14 protein-coding genes are annotated in these 16,985 nt (G+C 46.9%); 8 read left to right on the top strand and 6 right to left on the bottom strand.

Annotated elements, in window-relative coordinates:
• Positions 1-334 precede the first annotated feature (334 nt).
• Positions 335-1,306 carry an integron integrase gene (locus IEW88_RS17135; protein WP_147905087.1) on the top strand — a complete coding sequence of 324 codons (972 nt, stop codon included), beginning with the start codon at positions 335-337 and terminating at the stop codon, positions 1,304-1,306.
• Between the two features lie 182 nt (positions 1,307-1,488).
• Here IEW88_RS17135 and IEW88_RS17130 read toward each other — a convergent pair whose 3' ends face one another.
• Complete coding sequence (locus IEW88_RS17130; RefSeq protein ID WP_147905088.1) at positions 1,489-3,720, bottom strand: S46 family peptidase; 2,232 nt, start codon at positions 3,718-3,720, stop codon at positions 1,489-1,491.
• Positions 3,721-3,933: 213 nt separating this feature from the next.
• On the opposite strand from IEW88_RS17130, the gene IEW88_RS17125 reads away from it, so the two are divergent.
• The gene (locus IEW88_RS17125) at positions 3,934-4,962 is read left to right on the top strand and encodes a hypothetical protein (RefSeq protein ID WP_147905089.1); all 1,029 of its coding nucleotides are present in this window, start codon (positions 3,934-3,936) and stop codon (positions 4,960-4,962) included.
• A gap of 59 nt (positions 4,963-5,021) precedes the next feature.
• On the opposite strand, the gene IEW88_RS17120 is transcribed toward IEW88_RS17125, so the two are convergent.
• Positions 5,022-6,614: a peptide MFS transporter gene (locus tag IEW88_RS17120; RefSeq protein WP_147905090.1), complete on the bottom strand. Its 1,593-nt coding sequence runs from the start codon at positions 6,612-6,614 to the stop codon at positions 5,022-5,024.
• Between the two features lie 408 nt (positions 6,615-7,022).
• On the opposite strand from IEW88_RS17120, the gene IEW88_RS17115 reads away from it, so the two are divergent.
• Entirely contained in the window at positions 7,023-7,433 is a 411-nt protein-coding gene (locus IEW88_RS17115) for a YccF domain-containing protein (RefSeq protein WP_053423148.1), read from the top strand.
• A gap of 34 nt (positions 7,434-7,467) precedes the next feature.
• On the opposite strand, the gene IEW88_RS17110 is transcribed toward IEW88_RS17115, so the two are convergent.
• Entirely contained in the window at positions 7,468-7,653 is a 186-nt protein-coding gene (locus tag IEW88_RS17110) for an oxidoreductase-like domain-containing protein (RefSeq protein WP_147905091.1), read from the bottom strand.
• Positions 7,654-7,724: 71 nt separating this feature from the next.
• Here IEW88_RS17110 and IEW88_RS17105 point away from each other — a divergent pair, with 71 nt between their 5' ends.
• Complete coding sequence (locus IEW88_RS17105) at positions 7,725-8,072, top strand: MGMT family protein (RefSeq protein ID WP_147905092.1); 348 nt, start codon at positions 7,725-7,727, stop codon at positions 8,070-8,072.
• Here IEW88_RS17105 and IEW88_RS17100 read toward each other — a convergent pair.
• From IEW88_RS17100 to IEW88_RS17090, 3 genes are read right to left on the bottom strand one after another with little or no spacing between them, the layout of a single operon-like run.
• On the bottom strand, positions 8,056-8,772 hold the full coding sequence (locus IEW88_RS17100) for a 2'-5' RNA ligase family protein (protein ID WP_147905093.1): 717 nt from the start codon (positions 8,770-8,772) through the stop codon (positions 8,056-8,058). The genes IEW88_RS17105 and IEW88_RS17100 overlap by 17 nt on opposite strands.
• Positions 8,773-8,782: 10 nt before the next feature.
• Positions 8,783-9,664, bottom strand: a complete 882-nt coding sequence (locus IEW88_RS17095; RefSeq protein WP_147905094.1) for a DMT family transporter — start codon at positions 9,662-9,664, stop codon at positions 8,783-8,785.
• 20 nt (positions 9,665-9,684) lie between these two features.
• On the bottom strand, positions 9,685-10,872 hold the full coding sequence (locus IEW88_RS17090) for an MFS transporter (RefSeq protein ID WP_147905095.1): 1,188 nt from the start codon (positions 10,870-10,872) through the stop codon (positions 9,685-9,687).
• Positions 10,873-11,069: 197 nt separating this feature from the next.
• Here IEW88_RS17090 and imuA point away from each other — a divergent pair, with 197 nt between their 5' ends.
• From imuA to IEW88_RS17070, 4 genes are all read left to right on the top strand, one after another.
• Positions 11,070-11,753 (top strand): translesion DNA synthesis-associated protein ImuA, encoded by a 684-nt coding sequence (gene imuA, locus IEW88_RS17085; protein WP_147905096.1) that lies wholly within the window; start codon positions 11,070-11,072, stop codon positions 11,751-11,753.
• 10 nt (positions 11,754-11,763) lie between these two features.
• On the top strand, positions 11,764-13,251 hold the full coding sequence (locus IEW88_RS17080) for a Y-family DNA polymerase (RefSeq protein WP_147905097.1): 1,488 nt from the start codon (positions 11,764-11,766) through the stop codon (positions 13,249-13,251).
• A complete protein-coding gene (locus IEW88_RS17075) occupies positions 13,251-16,358 on the top strand; it encodes an error-prone DNA polymerase (RefSeq protein WP_147905098.1) in 3,108 nt (1,035 codons plus the stop codon). The genes IEW88_RS17080 and IEW88_RS17075 overlap by 1 nt, the downstream gene beginning before the upstream one ends.
• Positions 16,359-16,510: 152 nt before the next feature.
• Positions 16,511-16,909 carry a YggT family protein gene (locus IEW88_RS17070; protein WP_147905099.1) on the top strand — a complete coding sequence of 133 codons (399 nt, stop codon included), beginning with the start codon at positions 16,511-16,513 and terminating at the stop codon, positions 16,907-16,909.
• Positions 16,910-16,985 lie beyond the last annotated feature (76 nt).

The following is a 16,985-nucleotide window of genomic DNA, read 5'->3' as shown; positions in this document are numbered from 1 at the left end:
GCGTAAAGGGGTCATGATGGTTCTCCGGTTGTCTTGGGAACAGTCCCGGAGTAAGTGTGGAAGCTCAGACTCAGTCTGTGAAATCAGGCTCCGCGTAGCGGCTTAGTTCAACAATTTAATAGAAGGGTTTCTGCCCGCAAGTCGAACATTTTTCCGCCTTCTTTCATGATTTTTACTCATAGCAAATTAACGCTGATGTTCCTCTATTTCAACAACTTTTTCTGAAATCAGTAAATTTATGCCCGACAAAATCTATACAGCCTGCACGCTAGTTGGTGGATTTTTTACTCAAACTGAACCACTGTTTATTTAAACAGTTATTCAGGAGCAAAAAATGGCCTCGCCTTTTTTGGATTACGTCAGGGAATTTATAGTGTCGCGGCGTTATGCCAAGCGCACCGTCGAAACCTATTTGTATTGGATTCGGTTCTACATTTTGTTTCATCACAAACAGCATCCGAATCAATTGTCCGATACCGATGTGGAGAGTTTTTTATCTTACCTTTCCAATCAGCGTACTGTGGCCATAAAAACTCAGGCTACTGCTTTAAATGCACTGAGCTTTTTGTACCGGCATATTATTCTGCGGCCACTGTCGCTAAACCTTAATTTTAATAAAGCCCAAGTTGCGCAAAAACTGCCTGTGGTACTTACTCGTGCTGAGGTTCAGCAGTTGCTGGCTGTTATTGAGCCTAAATACAAATTATTGGCGCAAATCATGTATGGCAGTGGATTGCGTTTAATGGAAGCAGTTCGGCTGCGGGTGCAGGATATTGATTTTGATTATTTGTCGGTGCTGGTTTGGCAGGGTAAAGGTAATAAAAACCGCCGTGTGACTTTGGCACCAGAGCTTATTCCTTCCCTGAAACTGCAAATAGAACATGTAAAACAGCATTTTCAGACTGATCTTCATAACCCCTCTTATGCTGGAGTCTGGTTGCCTTTTGCGTTGGCTCGAAAATATCCAGCAGCGCCAAAAGAGATTGGCTGGCATTATTTATTTCCATCCAACCTGCTTAGCCTTGACCCTGAATCTAAACTTATCCGTCGACATCATTTGGATGAAACTACCGTCAGACGCGCTATAAAAGTCGCAGCCAGATTGGCAAAAATATCAAAGAATGTTACGTGCCATACCTTACGTCATAGTTTTGCAACTCACCTATTAGAAGCAGGTGTTGATATTCGAACAGTACAAGAACAACTCGGCCATAGCGATGTAAAAACTACACAAATTTATACCCATGTATTAAATCGGGGTGGCAATGCAGTGAAAAGTCCGTTGTCTTTGTTGCTGAATGGGTGAAGGTTTGGAGAGTTTCTGACTGAACGATAGACGGGAGGATTGTAGGGGGCGTAGCTTGTCCCGCCCCGTCAACGGGCACAACAGTATCCATAGACGGGCGGGTACAAGACCCATAGAGATCGGTATGGAATTTAAAACGGGAGGGCATAAAGCCCTCCCCTACAGTATTTTCGACGGGTTGATTACCTTACTATTTCCATCTCTGCCAATAAATTATCAGCGTTATCAACGTATTGCATCATCCACAATACATAACGGATATCCACATGAATAGCGCGGGTGATTTCCGGGTTGAAATACCAGTCTTTGGTGATGGACTCATAAGTCGAATCGAAGTTTAAGCCCACCAACTCGCCTTTGCCGTTCATCACTGCTGAGCCTGAGTTGCCGCCTGTGGTGTCGGCGCTGGATAAGAAGTTGACCGGCACCGAGTTAAAGGCTTTTACCTCGTTTTTTGGGCAGTTAAAAATGCCACAGAACCAAGGCTCTTTGCTTTGGGCAGCTAAGTCAGCATAAAAGTAGCCAGCTGTTTTACCTGCCTGATAGGCATCCACCAGCTTTTGCGGCGCGTTAAACGGATACTCAGCCTGACGTTTGGCGATTAACCCCTTCACTGAAGTAAAAGGCGTTTTATAGACACCGTCTTTGGCCGGATAACCGTCCACAGATCCATAAGTGATACGCAAGGTGCTGTTGGCGTCCGGGTACACTGGTTTTCCCTGTGCTTTGTTGTAGGCAATAATAGCTTGCATATAAGCTGGGCGCACTTGGGACAGCTGCCCTTTCAGCTCTTTATCCTGAGCTTCTAAAGCCAGGTTTTTGTCAGAAATAGCCACTGCGATGCGAATAAAGGGGTCTGCACTTTGCGCAAAATCAGCTGGTGTTTTACCCAGCCAGGTTTTACGCCCTTCGGTGCTGGTTAAGCTGCTTTGTGGGTAAAGCGCTGTGATTTTTTCAGCAACCTGTGCCTGGCTCATGCCAGCAGTTAAACCTAAAGCGGCGTCTAACTCTGCTACACGCACCGCATCAGGCTGAGCTAAATACTCTGCGAGCTGTTCTGACCAAATGGCGATATCCATAGTCGGGTGGAAGCTTTTCTCCATCCGGGCTAAACGGCCTTCGATCATTTTTAAGTCACGTTGCTGAAAGCCCATTTCCCGTTCTGCGTCCGGCTTTTGGTTTTCCTGCGCTAAACGGTACAGCAAAATAGCGGCTTGTAATAAATCACTGCGTTTGGCCGCTTCAAAGTAATAAGTTTGCTGGGTAAAAGCCTGTTCGGCGTCTATTACTTGCTTTAATGCATCAATGCTTTGCTGGTAAGGCGCGCGCTCTGCATCGGCTTTAATCCAATCCAGCAAGGCTTTTTCCTGCATTTCTTTAATGGCCTGAATATCCGTCACTTTAAAACCATCCAATAAACCCTGCAGTTTTTTCATGCGGTTATTGTGGCCTTTGACAGTGGAGGCGTATTTCACTTTTAGGTCGCCGTCAGCGGCACTTAAACGATCAATGGTGTTGATCATTTGTTGATAGGTTTTTACCTGAGCCGGATATTGCCAGTCGGCGGCAAAAGAGATTTCATCGGCTAAACGGTAACGGCTGGTTTGGCCAGGGTAACCAGCCAATAAAATGCCATCGCCCTGGCGTACACCACTGGCATTAATTTTTAAGAAGTTTTTGCTTTGGTAAGGCACGTTATCCACTGAATACGGTGCTGGTTTACCATCTTTGCCGACATAACCACGGATAAAGGTGTAATCGCCTGTATGGCGTGGGTATTCGAAGTTATCGATATCACCACCGTAATTCCCTACAGATTCTGAGGGTGCATACACCAAACGTACATCCTGCAGCATCAGCTGTTTAATTTGAAAGTATTCCATGCCATGGTGAAAACTCACCACAGAGCAGCGATAATTCGCATCGCTTTCGCAGTCTTTAATCAGCGCTTTGCGGTTGGCTTCTATCGCCTCATAACGCGCTTTGCCGGATAAATCTGCAGCCAAAGCACCGGTAACTTGTGCAGTTACATCGGTCACAGCTTCAGTGATATACAAGCGTTCCTGCGGCCCGGCTGGTAGCTCTTCAGCCATAGTTTTAGCTAAAAAGCCTTTATCAATCAGGTTATTGTCTTTGGTCGAATTGTTCTGAATAGCATTGTAGGCGCAGTGATGGTTCGTCACCACCAGGCCTTTTGGTGAAACAAAAGAAGCCGAGCAGTAGCCAAGGCTGACAATAGCATTCATAGGATACTGGCTTAAATCAGCCAGCTGTTTGCCTGGTATTTCAATGCCTTTGGCGGTTAATTCTTTTTGTAATTCAGCCAGTTGATGTGGCTGCCACTGACCTTCGTCGGCAGTAGTGGCAAAACTGATAGCCAAGGCTAAGGTACTAAGCAAATAAACAGATTTCATAGGATCCCTTGGGGTTTTTCGTTGTAGTTTTCATTTGTGAAGCACAAAGGCGTTAAATTATCCATGGAAAGCGCTCTGGTGCAACTGTGTTTAGTTCAGCGTGGGAAATTTGAGCCAAGTGGCATGTCTGATTCTTTTGTCAGACGGATTGAGCAAAAAGCCGCATCGTGCTAACAATAGTGGCATAAAAACAACACGATGGATCAACTACTTATGCAAGCATGGAATGAGCGTTTTCCCCGTTTAGCACAGTTACATTTTGCCCAGTGGGGTTATTTACTGGCCACAGTGTTTTTTCTGCTGTTTTTGTTACTGGGGGCAGACAACAGCGTTCTGGCAAAAATAGGCTCTGTGTTATTACTGCTCGCGACAGCCAAAGAAATGTGGCAACGCTTTGCTATCTGGTGGCACAGCCTGCTAGGCAAAGCCTGTATCCTGACTTTCTACGCCATAGTGCTGAATTTTTCTTTTGCTTATGCCGAATCTCTGGTCAACGGTGTGATAGGCGTAAGGCCTGATATAGTACCTTACAGCGTCAACTTAGCGGCTTTACTGCTGGCCCCGGCCTGGACCTTAATTGGCAGCATGCTGACCTTGCAGTTTTATTCCATGCTGCATTTGATTAAAGTCATGCTGCTGTTGATGTTGCGACCTTTTGGCGTTCCTTCGAAACATCTGCTGGATGATGAAGTTTTTCCGGTCTGGACTTTAGCCGCCCGTATTATCTACTTGCCAGTGGTTACTATCATTTTAACTTTTACTTTATTCAGCTATTTCAGCGGCCATCCGGAGCAATTTTTAAACTGGACCACGACTGAGCAACAAAACAGCCCTGAAGCGATACAAAAACAACTGGCAGAAATAAAGCAACGTGAAGCAGAGTTGCAACAGCAGCAACAAGGGCCTCATAGCAAAGTCCCGGAGTTTCAGATCTTTATTGAAGACGGCTATTTAATGGGCGACAGAGGTTTTAAATTACCCACTATGCTGTGGTTGAATAAACTGGTGGCGTCTTTTAACTACCATATCGAAAGCCTTGGCGCGTCCAGTTGCAAACTGACAGAGCCTGAGCATCTGGTGCATATTAACGACTACGAAGTGCTGGTGATCACACCTGATGTAAATAAGCCTGTAGGTTACAGTTACACTGTGCGGGTTTGTGACTCGCCAGCCTTTCCGGCAGGTATGACAGGCCGGGCTTTGGCTCCGCCCATTCAAACTGAAACGCCAGAACAAAGATAATCACAAACACAAAGGCCGGGTCTAAACCCGGCCTTCATCTGTGCGCTTAGTTTAAATCATCAGCTGTTTTGTGCCTGATGAATTTGTTTATTCAACAGTGGCGTTAAGGCAAACATAAAGATGGCGCAGCCTACCCCAACCCAACCTAAAATGGCGAATACATCAGCATAAATAGCCAATGCAGTGCCTGTGTCAGTACCTGCTGGCATAGAGGCTAAGGTACCAAAACGCCCCGCTAACATTTCACCAAAAGCCGAAGCTAAAAACCAGACGCCCATCATTAAGCTGACTACGCGGCTGACCGACAAGGTAGTAACAGCAGATAAACCTATAGGCGATAACACCATCTCACCTATTTCCAGCACCAGGTAAGCCAGAATAAACCACCAAAAACCAGCTAATCCATTGGCTTCAGGGTTCAGTGCCGCGTATTGCAATACAAAATGCGCCAGACCTGCGAACAATAAACCAAAACCAAATTTGGCAGGGGCAGATGGGTTCCAGCCTTTTTTATCCAGCACAGGCCAAAGCCAGGCAAAAGGAATAGCCAAAGCAAAAATAAACAAGGCGCCCACCGAAGTTAATTGTGAAGCGTTAGGCGTAAAGTCGCTGACCAACAGGTTGAAGGTGTAGCTGTTCATCACCCGGTCGGAAAATGCCAGCCAGGTACCATAAGTTTGTTCGTACAAGCCCCAGAACACAGCAGAGATACCAATCAGCACCATCAGCACTATCATATTGGCGCGTTCGACTTTGCTGCACTCAACAAAAATAAACTTAAACCACCAAATCAGTAAGGCGATAGTCATCAGAATAGCCACCACTTCAGTGGCCGTGATTTCAGTGCCTTCAGCCAGACCTAAAACGGCTGCTAAAGCGCCAAAGTCAAAGCGGGTTTGCAGGATTTGCTGCACCACAATAACGCCAATCAAAGCACCGATATAAATCAGCGTTTCACGGCGAATACCAAAACGTTTTTCGTCCAAAAGCTCAGGACGACCCGGTTCAGCCTGGCCCTGCAAATGTTTGGTTTGGGTAACAAACACCAGCCAGCCTAAAATCAGGCCTATGCCAGCTGAACCAAAACCATATTCCCAGCCATATTCAATACCGACCCAGCCAACAAACAAACTGGAGATAAAGGCCCCCATATTGATGCCCATATAAAAGATGGTAAAAGCAGAGTCACGGCGCGGATCGTTATCCTGGTACAAGCGCCCTACTATGGTGGAAATATTCGGTTTTAAAAAACCTACCCCCACTGCAACTAAGGCCAGCGACAAATACATAATTTGCACCGCGACATTATCAAACCCCATTTCTGGGGTAGCGGCGTGACCTCTATAGGCCATGCCAAGCATCCCTACCGCCATTAAAGCGCCACCAAAAGTAACGGCTTTGCGCATTCCAAGGTATTTATCTGCCAATAAACCACCGACCACCGGCAAGGCATAGGCTAAACCGGCATAAGTGCCAAGCAGAATATAACCGTCGTCATCAGAAAATAAATGGTGTTTGGTCAGGTATAAAAACAACAGGGCTTTTAAGCCATAAAAGGCAAAACGTTCCCACATTTCGGTGAAAAAACACACATAAAGGCCCATGGGATGGCCGAGCAGCTGTCGCTGTACAGGAAGAGTAGTAGTTGTCATAGGGATCCGCGAATACTGTAATTATTATCCCCTTCTTACTTGAAGCTGCAGCTTTGTTGACTTCCCGCCCTCGCCCCAGTCACATAGGTGAACTATGCTCCTGGGGTCTTGTGCACTTGTCGCCGCGCTGCAACTCCAATTAATTTGGGTATTAGTCTTAAAGTCTTAAAGTCTTAAAGTCTTAAAGTCTTAAAGTCTTAAAACGGCCTTATTAAAGCCGTTGCCAGAGAACTCAGCAAGCTTTTCCTGTGGCTAGTCCAGTCTGACCAGCGGCGAAATTCACTATTAAATGGTGATTTTCACGGTTTAAATTTCATACATTAACTTTATCTTTATGATTTATATCACAATTAAAATTGGCCCCAATCTTGTAACCCTTTTGGCATAAGTGAAAAAAGGAGAACGACCATGGGTGCTTTACGACTGATATTTAATGTTTTCTGGTTTGTGATGGGTGGTTTTTTAATGGGGCTGGCCTGGTGGTGTATTGGTTTACTCTGCTTTTTAAGTATTGTATTTATTCCTTTTGGTCGCGCCTGTTTTGTCATTGGTGAAATGGCGTTCTGGCCTTTTGGTAACGAGCATGTCAATCGCGAGCGCCTGAACCGCATTTCCGATATTGGCACTGGACCACTAGGTTTTGTCGGTAACGTGATTTGGTTTGTGTTTGCCGGTTTCTGGCTGGCCCTGGGGCATTTAATTCATGCTGTGGCCTGTTTTGTTACCATCATCGGCATTCCGTTTGGCTTAGCTCACTTAAAGCTGGCCACTTTAAGTCTGGCCCCTATAGGCCGTACTGTGGTCAATAAAGCTTATTAAGCGGACAACGGAGTAAGGGTCAGCAAAATGGCTCTTACTCTTGCTCTTGCAGTTGTTTTTGCTTTTGTTCTTTTTGTACCTGCCAGGCTTTTTGCTGTGCACGGTAATAATCCCAGACACAAGGACAGCAGCTGCCGCTGCCACAGCAATCGCTGCTTTCTGGCGCAACAGGTTCTTCGGTAGGTATACGCAGCCGAATACCGTCAATAGTGGTAAACATAAAAAACTCCGGCAAAAAAGGCGGCGGCATTGTAGCATTGTCCTTAAAAAAATAATGACAGATCTGCGCCCATGCCTGAACAAACGCCATCCAAACAACAAAAAATCTGGCAAACGGTGTTACAAATTCCGGCCGGAAAAATTGCCAGTTATGGTCAAATTGCCGATTTAGCTGGCTTGCCTGGCCGTGCCCGCTTAGTCGGAAAAACGCTGGGCTTAGCACCGGATGAGCTGCAACTGCCCTGGTACAGAGTGATGCGCTCGGGTGGTCAGTTGGCGTTTGCAGCAGGTACCCCCCAGGCTTTAACACAACAACAATTGCTGCTGGCCGAAGGTGTGATAGTAAGAAATGGACGGGTTGCTAAAGATTTTTGGTGGCAACCTGATTTATCAGAACTGTTGTTTAAACTGCAGTATTAACAGCTGATTTGTTTAAATCAAAGCGACTTAGTAACACTGTATTTTGTTGGCGCTGATACCAGTCATTACCTACCAGTTCCAACTCATCTATCAGGCAAGAGCCAAAATCCACGGAAGTTAAGGCTTTGATTTTCTGCAGAAACAGCACGGGGTTAGCAGGCTGTTGGGTGAAACGTAATACTGTCATATGAGCAGTTTGAATGGCATAACGCTGGTCAATGGAATGCTGCAAAGTCGATTGCCCAAAGGCAGAGCGCAGCTTTGCTCTTAACTGATTGAGCTTTTGATCATCAAAAAAGCCCTGCACCAACACACAAGAAGGCGATGCGGTGATCCCCTGAAAATCCAACCGGAACGGGCCTGTATCCGCTATCACCTCTTTGACTAATTCAACATAAGCCGCTGTATCTATCTGCGATAAAGTAAAACCTGCATAGCAGGAAATCAGCGATAAGACCGTCAAATGTAAATCTGAAGCCGGATAATAATACTGTTGTGGCTCCAGCTGCATCAGCTCTGCCAGATGATGCCGGATTTGTTGTTTTACCTGCTCAGAAGGACGGGCCAACAAAGTAATACCATACCGCTTATCATCTTTGGCAGTTAACAGAGGGTCAGTCTCAAATTGATGTTGTTCAAACTTCAGTAAAGACTGTTGCCACAAGGCTTGGTAGTGCTGTTGCAACTCTGGTTTGGTCATCACCAGCTTCCTAAGTAAAAGCCTTAGAACGCAACAACCAGCGCAGTGGCAATTGCGACACTAACATCCCCAGCAGCATCAAACCACAGCCTGTCAGCGCCCTGCTGCTTAGCTCTTCACCTAACAGCCAGACTCCACCTATAGCGGCAAACACAGTTTCTAAGCTTAAAATAATAGCCGCATGAGCCGGATGAGCATGTTTTTGTGCCATCACTTGTAAGGTATAGGCTATACCCACTGACACCACACCCGCATAAAGCACCGACTTCCAGGCTAATAAAGCATTGGTGACTGTGGGTGTTTCAATGCTAAAAGCCACCAGCATGCTCAAAACACCGCAGACCACAAATTGCAGACAAGCTAATAAAATTGGCGGCACTTTTTTGCTGTAGTGGTCAATAGTCAGTAAGTGGGCAGCCCAGAACAATGCGCCTATCAACTGCAATAAATCGCCGAAATTGACTGAAAAATTATCACCAACACTCAATATATACAAACCTGAGACGGCAATAGCGCAACCGAGCCAGATATTGGCACTGATTTTATGGTTCAGGAAAATCCCCAACAGCGGCACCAGCACTATATAAAGCCCGGTAATAAAACCTGCGTTGGCAGCAGTCGTATATAAAAGTCCAACCTGTTGCAGTGATGCGGCAATAAAAAGTAAAACCCCAACAGGCACAGCGCCCCATAACAACAGTTTCCAGTCGACCTGCTGCAATTTACCCTGACGTTGATACCACCAGATCAAAGGCAATAAACTCAAAGCGCCAATCAAAAAGCGTAGGCCGTTAAAGGAATAAGGCCCTAAATGCTCCATACCCAAACGCTGGGCAACAAAACCTAAACCCCAGATCGCCGCGGCCAGTAATAACATCAGATTGGCTTGCATGGTCGACTCCCTAAAAAAGCCTATTGAAATTTTGTGCTGTAAAACGCCGGGTTAAAACGTGTCGCCATCGCCATCAGAAGCACTGCAATGGCGGCTAATAATAACCAGCTGATACTAAAGCTTTGGCTAAAGTCACGGATAAAACCAGCAATCAGCGGCGAAAAAGCCGCCAGCGTATAGCCTATACCCTGCACAAAAGCCGTCAGACTGGCGGCAGAGGCAGGTTGGTGTTGATGATCCATCGAGACAATTAAAGACAAAGGAAACAACCCACCAATACCTAAACCTAACAGCGAAGCCCAAACTAAACCCAGCGCAGGTGCTATCACTAAACCGGAAAAGCCTGTCGCCATCAGGACTAAAAGTACCAGTAGTACAGCACGACGGTCGGCTTTACGACTAGCCAGCCACGGGCTGATAAAACCCGACACGACCTCCATGCACAGCAACAACCCCAGCAGCAAGCCACTTTTTTGTTCACTCCAGCCCTGCTCGACATAATACGCAGGTAACCAGGCCAACACACAGGTAAAAGCACAAGTGACCAAACCAAAAAACATCGCTAAGGTCCAGGCCCGGCCGTAGTTGGCAAAACCCAGAGGTTTTTGTGGCGATTGCACCACAGGCAAATTTTCAATAGCGTTTTTTTGTGAAAACCACAACAGCAAAGCCACTACAGATAAAACCACCCAACCGGATAAAGCCACCCGCCAACTCTGTGCCCAATCGGCCCAAAACGCTGCTAAAGAGGCCGTTAAAGCCGCACCGGCAATAATGGCGGAGATATACCAGCCCATCACTAAAGGCGCTTTTGTACCGAATTTTTGTTTAATCACCCCAGGCACCACAGCCTGTACCATGGCAATCCCTAAACCCGCCACTATCGCACTTAGAGTTAAATCTAAAGCTCCTACAGCCCAATAACGCTGCGCTGTAGCAGCGGCTATGGCAATGGAGGCCCAGAACACCACCTGATAAGAGCCAAACCATATCGCCAACTGATGCGCAAAAAAGATGCCTAAGCCCATCGCCAGTACAGGCAACATAGTCAGTAACGAAGCCTGAGTAAAAGACAGATGCAATTCTGGTTGCATCAAAGGTAATAAAGGTCCGATAGAGGCCATAGAAGGCCGTAAAGTCAGAGCGAGTAGCACTAAACTCAGGATCAAAATCCAGGTTTTGGCGGTAAATTTAGAGGTTTCAGTCATCACAGTACCCTAAGTCAGATCAGCGCCCTGGCGCAAAGCAATTTAGATAAAGAGGGGCGGAAAAGTCGCGCACATTAACATAAGTCCAGGGCCCTGATCGACCCAAAGCAAAAGATCAGAAAACTCTGACTTTACCCTTGCGATCCAAACCAGATCTTTTATACTGTTTTTATATACAGTATTTTGAGATAAAAATCATGAATGCACTGCTGCAACAGCTCCAGAACAGACAACTGATCTGGCATGCGAATCAGACCGAAGCGCCTTATGAGCACTGCCAAAGCACAGGTTTTCCCGCTTTGGATCAGCTTCTGGGCGGTGGCTGGCCACAGCATAACGTGGTTGAGTTACAAAGCCATGGCGCTTGTGCTGAACTGCAATTGATCTCAAAAGCGCTAGGACAATCCGGATCGGATCTGCTGCAAGTTTGGATCAATCCACCTGCAGCACTTTGTGCTGAATACTTACTACAACAAAAGCGGCCTTTGCATCAGGTCTTGCAATTGAATGCACCCCGCTCTGCTGATGCGCTCTGGGCGGCAGAGCTGTGCTTAAAAAGTGGCAGTTGTACCGATGTGCTGCTGTGGCAAAACAACTTAAATTTAACCCAGCTTAAACGTTTGCAATTAGCCGCAGCACAAGGCCAAAGCCAGTTGTATTTTTTCCGCCCAGCTATGGCTGAACAACAACTTTTACCCTGGGCTTTAAGTTTACAGCTGACTCCGGTAACGACTGGCTTACAGATCCGTATTCTGAAACGTAAAGGTGGCTGGCAACAGCAGGAGGTCGTGTTGCCATGGGCAGAGCTGTATCCGCAGTTTATTAAGCCGGAGTTACAGCAAAAGCAGTATTCCAAGCCACCTTTATCCAGAGTCAGCTGAGGCTAGCAGTATGTCTGCCCAGATGGAGTTTTGGTTGTATTTATATTTCCCGCAATTGCAGCTGGATAAGTTGCTCGTGCTGCACTCAAGCACGCCTGCAACTAAAACCTTATCAGACAAAGGCAAGAGTCATCATCTGGATTTAACAGCTCCGCTAGCGATAGTAGGCGCTGACCATCAGTTGCTGCAACTCAACTCTGCAGCCAGGCAGGCGGGTTTAACTTTGGGCATGGGATTGGCGTCCGCAGCCTCTTTATGCCATCAATTGCAGTTAGTACCTCATCAGGCTGAGCAAGAACAACAGCAACTACAGCAGTTAGCTCAACTGTTGTATCAATACTGCGCTGATATAGCACTGCAGCCCAACTGCGGTTTAGTACTGAAACTAAGCCCCATGCTGGCTTTGTATGGCGGTGCTATGCAGTTTTGGCAGCAACTGCAACAGGTACTGCAACAAACGGGTTATCAGTACCATTTTGCCACAGCACAGCAACCTTTAGTGGCGCGTTTACTGGCGCAGCAAGGCTGGGATCAATTTTTACTGCAAAACGAGCAAATTCAGCAACAACTCAAGGTTTTGCCACTACAGCAGGCTCAATTACCAGACAAACTACAGGAACAATTACAACGGCTTGGGCTGACTCAACTGGGTGATGTACTAAAGATCCCACAGGCGGAACTGGTGCGGCGTTTTGGGGCAGGCATGCTGCACTATTTACAACAACTCACAGGAGCAAAACCCGCGCTGTTACAGTTTGTCCAGCCTGCAGAACACTTTGAGCAGCAGTTGGAACTGCTGTATGAAATGGAGCGCAGCGACCAGTTGCTTGGGCCTTTACAGTATCTGTTTGGCTTACTGCAGCTGTATTTACAACAAAGGGATCAACTGGCCTACCAGTTGGAGCTTTGCTTACAACAACGTCAGGAGCAGCAACAACAGTTGCAACTGCATTCAGCTCAGGGCGAATACCAAAGCAAAGAATGGCTAAAGCTCTGCGAGTTGCAGATGGAGCGGTTAAAGCTGAAAAAGCCGGTGATCCAGCTCAAACTGATACTCCGCCGCGCCGGGCCGCGTTACGCTCAGTACAAAACCCTGTTCGCTGGGAAACAGCAGCTGTATTCGGCTTTACAGCTCTTGTCGTTATTACAGGCTCGTTTGGGTAAAGATCAGGTCACAAGCCCCTGTCTGCACAATGATCTGCTACCTGAGCAGGCCAGTAGCTATGCTGCTGCTTTAGAGCCACAAGCTGCTATTGCCGGTACTTTAGCGACGGTGCGCCCCGCATTTTTAGTCGACCCGCCTTTGGTGTTAGATGCAGAACAACAGCAGCAGTTACAGCTTTATTATGGTCCTGAACGTTTAAGTAGTGGCTGGTGGCAACAACAGAGCCAGCACCGTGACTATTATGTCGGCCAAAATGCACAGGGCCAATGGCTGTGGTTATTCCGGGATTTACAGCAGCCGGAACAGTTGTATCTGCAGGGGTATTTCAGCTGATGAAGATCACTGCTGCCAGCAAACACTGTAATTACTCTGAATTAGTCTGCCAGAGTCATTTCTCTTTTCTGCACGGCGCGTCCAGCCCGGCTGAATTGGTACAACAAGCCGCAGCTTTAGGCTATAAAGCCTTGGCTATTACCGATGAATGCTCATTGGCAGGCGTAGTACGTGCTCACCATCAGATCCAGGAAAAACAATTGCCACTGAAGCTGATTATTGGCTCTATGCTGGTATTAAACCCACAGTTACGGCTGGTGTTGCTTTGCCCGGATAAAGCCGCTTATAGCGAGTTATGCCGTATTATTACTCAGGCCAGACGCCGCGTCGAAAAAGGCTGCTACCAGCTGGCCGAATGGGATATTCAGCGTATACAGCATTGTCAGATCCTCTGGCTGCCCAGTGGCGATCAACAAACGGATCAGTACTGGGGCCATTGGTTAATTCAACATCACGCCGAACGCTTATGGCTGGGAGCCAGCCGCAAATTACAAAGCCAGGATCAGTTTTATTTGCCCTATTGCCAGCAACTGGCTCAGCAGCTGCAACTGCCCTGCTGCGCTGTAGGTGAAGTGCTGATGCATCAGGCAAGTCGCTTGCCTTTACAACATGCGCTAAGCGCCATTAAAGCGGCTAAAGCTGTGCCTGATATGGCGCGGCAGCTATTAAGTAACGCCGAACAAAGCTTAAGACCGATAAAAAAATTGCAGCAGTTATTTCCGGCTGAACTTTTAGACAATAGCCAGAAACTGGCGAATTTATGCCACTTTTCATTGGATGAATTAAGTTACCAGTACCCGACAGAGCTGGTACCTGCAGGCAAAACCGCCATGCAGCATTTACGGGATTTGGTCAAAGCTGGTGAGGCACAACGTTTTCCTGAAGGAGTGCCTGCTGATATTCAGCAGACCATCCACAAAGAGCTGGATTTAATAGAACAACTGAATTATCCCTATTACTTTTTAACGATCCATGATTTGGTCGTCTTTGCGCAAAAACAGCAGATTTTATACCAGGGCCGTGGCTCAGCGGCGAACTCGGTTGTCTGTTATTGTCTGGCAATAACTGCTGTCGATCCACGCCAGATCAAGGTATTGATTGAACGTTTTATCTCGATAGAGCGCGCAGAACCGCCAGATATAGATGTCGATTTTGAACATGAACGTCGTGAAGAAGTTATTCAGTATATTTATCAGAAATACGGCCGCGAGCGGGCAGCTTTGGCTGCTACTGTCATTTGTTATCGCTTTAAAAGTGCCTTTCGCGATATCAGCAAAGCTCTGGGTTTTGAGCTGCATCAGGTGGAGTTTTTCCTAAAAAACCTGCACAGGCGGGATAAAAATCAACACTGGAGTAGCCAACTGACTCAGCTTGGGCTGGATCCTGATGCCAAACAAGCACAGCTACTGGTGCAACTGGTGCAGCAGTTAGTGGGTATGCCACGGCATTTATCCCAGCATGTTGGTGGCTTTGTTATATCTCAGGGGCCTTTGTACGAACTGGTGCCGGTAGAAAATGCCGCCATGGCCGATCGCACCGTGATCCAGTGGGATAAAGATGATCTGGAATCGTTAAAACTATTGAAAGTGGATGTGCTGGCTTTGGGCATGCTGAGCGCCATTCGCAAAGCTTTTGATTTAGTCCGGCGTTACCAGAACACCGGGTTAAGCATAGCGGCCATCACCAAAGCAGGTGACGACCCCAAGGTGTATGAAGCCATTCAAAAAGCCGACACTGTCGGCTTATTTCAGATTGAATCACGAGCCCAGATGTCGATGTTGCCACGACTTCGTCCTGAAACCTATTACGACTTGGTGATCCAGATAGCCATAGTACGGCCAGGCCCTATTCAGGGTGATATGGTGCATCCTTATTTAAAACGCCGCCATGGCGAAGAAGCTGTGTCTTATCCTTCTGCTGCGGTACAACAAGTGTTGGAGCGTACTTTAGGTGTGCCTATTTTTCAGGAGCAGGTGATTAAACTGGCGATGGTGGCCGCTGGTTTTACTGGTGGTGAAGCCGATCAGCTGCGCCGTGCTATGGCCAGTTGGAAAAAAACCGGCGAGCTTATTCAGTTTAAACAAAAACTGATCGATGGCATGTTAAGCAGAGGCTATCAGCAAGAATTTGCCGAACGTATTTACCAGCAAATTTGTGGTTTTGGTGAATATGGTTTTCCTGAATCCCATTCAGCCAGTTTTGCGGTACTGGCTTATGTCTCAGCTTATTTAAAGCATTATTACCCTGTGGCTTTTTATGTGGCTTTGCTTAATAGCCAGCCAATGGGTTTTTATGCGCCCAGCCAACTGATTCAGGATGCGCGGCAACATAATGTCGAAGTGCTGCCTGTTTGTGTCAATGACTCTGATTGGGATCATTTAATGGTGCCCGCCACAGCTAAATCTGGTTTTGCCATTCGTTTAGGATTGCGACTGGTCAAAGGCTTAAGTCAGCAAGGCGCACTGCTGTTGTTAACACACAGGCCAAAGGGCGGTTATCAGCAACTGGACGAAGTAGCGCAGTCTGGCCTGAGTGATGGTGATTTAACCGCCCTTGCCAGTGCCAATGCCTTGCAACAACTGTCAGGTCAACGTTATCAGGCACGCTGGCAGCTGTTGGATCAGCAGCATAAGTTACCTTTACTGGCGGCTGAGCCTTATCAGACTCAGTATCAGTTACCTATGGCCTCTGAACTGACTGAAGTAGTAGAAGATTATCAAAGTACAGGCCTGAGTTTACGCACTCACCCCGTGCAGTTATTAAAACAACAAGGCCTGTTGGGTAAATTTGTGCAGGCCGCAGAGCTTAGCGCACTGAACCATAAGTCGGTGGTGACTGTAATAGGTTTGGTTACAGCAAGACAAAGCCCGGGCACAGCGTCAGGCGTGACTTTTATTACGCTGGAAGATGGTACAGGTTTTAGTAATTTAGTGGTCTGGTCGGCCACAGCTTCAGCGCAGCGCCAGGCTTACTTAAAATCTAAGCTATTGAAGGTCAATGGCATTCTTGAGAAAAAAGATGGCGTGATTCATATCATTGCCGGACGTTTAACCGATCTGACGCCACTACTTGGCTCGTTGAAGTCCTACTCCAGAGAATTCCATTAACCCCTTCATACTTGAAGCCGCAGCTTTGTTGATCGCGCTCATCGCCCCAGTCAGATAGGACTACTATGCTCCTGGTGTCTCGTTCGCTTGTCGCCTCGCTGCAACATCAATTATTTTGGGTTCTGATTAATTAACATTGAAGAATACAAGCGATGTGGACACCAAAAAGTAATAAAAGAAACAAACCCTACAGGGTGAAAAAAACCGGTATTAAAGATGAAAACATCGACCGGCAAATTCTGGTGCTACATCAGGCTATTGCCGCCAAATTATTAGCAGAGCCTGCTTTATTGGCACAGGTTAACGCCAAACTGGAGGAGCGACGCGACAACGGCCAGCTGGGTTATGGCGCTTACATGCACTGGGTTTCAGTGCTGGAGTTGTATCAGCAGCCCGAACAATTCTGTGCAGGTATTACAGAAGATAGTCCCTATTTACGTAAGTTACGCCGCCGCACTCCTTTTGTGGGTATTTTAACTGAGCAGGAAAGACAACAGGCCTTACAGCAAGATGCGATGGGCGATTTACAGCAGGTTCTGGTTGATTTTTAGATCCAAATTCTGAAGAACACCTTGCTAAATCAGCAACTTGCTCAGACAATCAGCTATAGCTTTTTCTATGGATACG

It is taken from the genome of Rheinheimera tangshanensis, assembly GCF_014645135.1.
GTDB classification, from domain to species: Bacteria; Pseudomonadota; Gammaproteobacteria; order Enterobacterales; family Alteromonadaceae; genus Pararheinheimera; species Pararheinheimera tangshanensis.
The sequence above is the reverse complement of the archived record's forward strand: the minus strand, read 5'-3'. Positions and strand labels throughout refer to the sequence as shown.

Bases quoted from the DNA above. Each gene is read 5' to 3' on its own strand.
- IEW88_RS17135 (WP_147905087.1), top strand. From the start codon at position 335: ATGGCCTCGCCTTTTTTGGATTACGTCAGGGAATTTATAGTGTCGCGG.
- IEW88_RS17130 (WP_147905088.1), bottom strand. From the start codon at position 3,720: ATGAAATCTGTTTATTTGCTTAGTACCTTAGCCTTGGCTATCAGTTTT.
- IEW88_RS17125 (WP_147905089.1), top strand. From the start codon at position 3,934: ATGCAAGCATGGAATGAGCGTTTTCCCCGTTTAGCACAGTTACATTTT.
- IEW88_RS17120 (WP_147905090.1), bottom strand. From the start codon at position 6,614: ATGACAACTACTACTCTTCCTGTACAGCGACAGCTGCTCGGCCATCCC.
- IEW88_RS17115 (WP_053423148.1), top strand. From the start codon at position 7,023: ATGGGTGCTTTACGACTGATATTTAATGTTTTCTGGTTTGTGATGGGT.
- IEW88_RS17110 (WP_147905091.1), bottom strand. From the start codon at position 7,653: ATGTTTACCACTATTGACGGTATTCGGCTGCGTATACCTACCGAAGAA.
- IEW88_RS17105 (WP_147905092.1), top strand. From the start codon at position 7,725: ATGCCTGAACAAACGCCATCCAAACAACAAAAAATCTGGCAAACGGTG.
- IEW88_RS17100 (WP_147905093.1), bottom strand. From the start codon at position 8,772: ATGACCAAACCAGAGTTGCAACAGCACTACCAAGCCTTGTGGCAACAG.
- IEW88_RS17095 (WP_147905094.1), bottom strand. From the start codon at position 9,664: ATGCAAGCCAATCTGATGTTATTACTGGCCGCGGCGATCTGGGGTTTA.
- IEW88_RS17090 (WP_147905095.1), bottom strand. From the start codon at position 10,872: ATGACTGAAACCTCTAAATTTACCGCCAAAACCTGGATTTTGATCCTG.
- imuA (WP_147905096.1), top strand. From the start codon at position 11,070: ATGAATGCACTGCTGCAACAGCTCCAGAACAGACAACTGATCTGGCAT.
- IEW88_RS17080 (WP_147905097.1), top strand. From the start codon at position 11,764: ATGTCTGCCCAGATGGAGTTTTGGTTGTATTTATATTTCCCGCAATTG.
- IEW88_RS17075 (WP_147905098.1), top strand. From the start codon at position 13,251: ATGAAGATCACTGCTGCCAGCAAACACTGTAATTACTCTGAATTAGTC.
- IEW88_RS17070 (WP_147905099.1), top strand. From the start codon at position 16,511: ATGTGGACACCAAAAAGTAATAAAAGAAACAAACCCTACAGGGTGAAA.